Source organism: Bradyrhizobium sp. SHOUNA76 (genome assembly GCF_023006445.1).
In the GTDB taxonomy this organism is placed as follows: Bacteria; Pseudomonadota; Alphaproteobacteria; order Rhizobiales; family Xanthobacteraceae; genus Bradyrhizobium.
On the sequence record NZ_JALBHA010000682.1, the window covers coordinates 1 to 2,690 of the forward strand.

3 protein-coding genes are annotated in these 2,690 nt (G+C 67.4%); all 3 read left to right on the forward strand.

The window, feature by feature from the left end; all coding sequences use genetic code 11:
• Window positions 1–321: TOBE domain-containing protein (locus MOV74_RS35555; RefSeq protein ID WP_246931846.1), on the forward strand; the 321-nt coding region annotated here is incomplete at its 5' end.
• Between the two features lie 22 nt (window positions 322–343).
• A complete protein-coding gene (locus MOV74_RS35560) occupies window positions 344–1,459 on the forward strand; it encodes an ABC transporter ATP-binding protein (protein WP_246931850.1) in 1,116 nt (371 codons plus the stop codon).
• On the forward strand, window positions 1,456–2,690 hold a 1,235-nt coding region (locus MOV74_RS35565; protein WP_246931849.1), incomplete at its 3' end, for an FGGY-family carbohydrate kinase. The genes MOV74_RS35560 and MOV74_RS35565, both read left to right, overlap by 4 nt.

Genomic DNA, 2,690 nt, shown 5'->3' on the forward strand with positions numbered 1-2,690 from the left:
CTCGACGCCGCCGATCGCGCGATCGTCGATCACGGTCCGTGCTGGCTCGGCGTGCGTCCGGATGATCTCGTCATCAGCCGCCAAGCCGGCGAAAACGCCATGCCGGCGCGTATCGTCGCGGTCACGCCGATGCATGAGAAGGCCGTGCTGCTGCTGCGCTTCGCCGACGGATCCGAGTGGCTCGCCGCCCTGCCGCAGGGCTCGGCCATGGCGAGCGCGGAGGACGGGGTCTTCGTTCGCTTCGCGCCAGAGACGGCGCTTCTGTTCGACCGTGCAACGGGTCTGCGCGTCGGACTGTCGCATCGACGGCAGGCGGCATGAGGAGACCGGGATAGGCATGGGCATGCTCGAGATCAGCAAGGTCGATAAGGTCTATCAGAGCCGCGGCAAGCCGCCGGTCCATGCGGTGCGCGCGCTCGACATGGAGGTCGGCAAGGGAGAGATCGTCGCGCTGCTAGGCTCGTCGGGCTGCGGCAAGACCTCGACCTTGCGGATGATCGCGGGCTTCGAGAGCGTCACCTCGGGGGAGATCACGCTCGGCCGGCGCCGGATCGACCAATTGCCGCCGGCGAAACGCAGGGTGGCGATGGCCTTCGAAGGCTATTCGCTCTATCCGCCGCTCACCGTGCGCGAGAACATCGCCTTCGCCCTGAAGGCGCAGCAGCTCTCGTATGCCGAGGTGACCCGGCGTGTCGAGGCGATCGCGCAGCTGGTCGAGATCGCCGATATCCTGGACAGCTATCCGCGCTCGATTTCCGGAGGGCAGCAGCAGCGTGTCTCGCTGGCGCGCGCCCTGGTGCGCGATGCCGATCTGTATCTGCTGGATGAGCCGATGGGCCAGCTCGAGCCGCAGCTGCGCGCGGTGCTGCGCGGACGCATCAAAGGCTTGCTTGCCGAGCGCGGCATGACGGCGATCTTCGTCACCCACGATCAGACCGAGGCGAGCGCGCTTGCCGGCCGCATCGCGGTGATGGAGGATGGCGTGCTTCAGCAGTTCGCCAGCGAACGGGAGTTGAAGGATCATCCGGTGAACCTGTTCGTTGCGAGCTTCATCGGCGAGCCGCCGATGAACCTGCTCGAGACCGAGGTGGCGCAGGCCGATGGCGGTTTTCGCCTCTCGATCGGGGCGGATCTCGCGTTCAGCTTGGAAGGGCAAACGCTCGACGCTGCCGCCGGCCGCGCGCTCGCGCAGAGCACGCGCCTCCGCGTCGGCATAAGACCGCAGAAGATCGCCGTCGGCAGCGGCGATGTGCGCGTGCGCGTCGTCTCCAACCAGTGGCTGGGCGACCAGTCGCATGTCGCAGGCGAATGCGACGGCCGCCTCCTCATCGCGGTGACGCCGAACAAGATCACAGCGCGGCCCGGGGACATCCTGCCGTTCGCGCTGGAGGCACGGCATCTTCATTTGTTCGGCGCCGACGGCAACTGCATTCACCATGCGGAGGCGGCCCGACCATGAGCATCTTGCCTGGCCGCGACGTCATCATCGGCATTGATGCCGGCACGTCCCTGATCAAGACGGTCGCGTTCACGCGCGACGGGCGGCAGCTCGGCGAATACGCGCTGCCGAACAGCTACATGACGTCAGCCGGCGGCCATGTCGAGCAGGACATGGCGCGGACTTGGAACGACACAATTGCCGCCCTGCGCGGCCTGGTGATGGCGGTCCCCGATCTCGCATTGCGGCTTGCCGCCATCGCGGTGACGGGGCAGGGCGACGGCACCTGGCTGATCGATGATGACGGCCGTCCCGTCGCGCCTGCCTTGCTGTGGCTGGATTCCCGCGCGGCCGGCCTCGTCGAGCGGATCCGCGACAGCGAGCGCAATGCGGTGCTCTATCGGCGGACCGGCTCGGGGCTCAATGCCTGCCAGCAGGGACCGCAACTGGCCTGGTTGCAGGCGCATGCGCCCGAGACCCTGTCGCGCGCCCGCACCGCCTTTCATTGCAAGGACTGGCTGTATTTCCTGCTCACCGGCGTGCGTGCGACCGATCCGTCGGAGGCGACCTTCTCCTGCGGCGATTTCCGCAAGCGCCGGTTCGACGCCGAAACCGCGCGCCTGATCGGGATCGCCGATTGCATGACCCTGTTTCCCGACGTCGTCGACGGTGTCGTAACCACGCATCCGTTGAACGCCGCCGCGGCGCGCGAGATCGGCCTGCCGCAGGGTATTCCGGTCTCGCTCGGCTATGTCGACGTGATCTGCAATGCGCTGGGGGCCGGACTCTACGATCCGGCGCCGGATGTCGGCTGCACCATCATCGGCTCGACCGGCATGCATATGCGCCTCGCGCCCAGCGCCGATGCGGTGGTCCTCAATACCGAGGCCACCGGCTATACCATGCCGTTTCCGGTCTCCGGTCATTATGCGCAGATGCAATCGAACATGGCGGCGACGCTGAATATCGACTGGCTGCTGGACCTCGCACGCGACCTGCTCGCCGCCGAGGGTATCGCTCGCTCGCGCGCCGATCTGATCGCACGGCTCGATGAGCGCGTCATGCAAGCGCAACCCGGCGAACTCTTGTTCCACCCGTTCATTTCCGACGCCGGCGAGCGCGGCCCGTTCGTCGCGCACGAGGCCTGCGCGCAATTCCTGGGGTTGCGCACCCGCCACGGCTATTGGGATCTGATGCGGGCGGTGATGGAAGGGCTCGCCTTCGCCGCCCGCGATTGCTACGCCGCGACGGG

Excerpts from the sequence above, each read along its gene's own strand:
- MOV74_RS35560 (WP_246931850.1), top strand. The coding sequence starts at position 344 with ATGCTCGAGATCAGCAAGGTCGATAAGGTCTATCAGAGCCGCGGCAAG.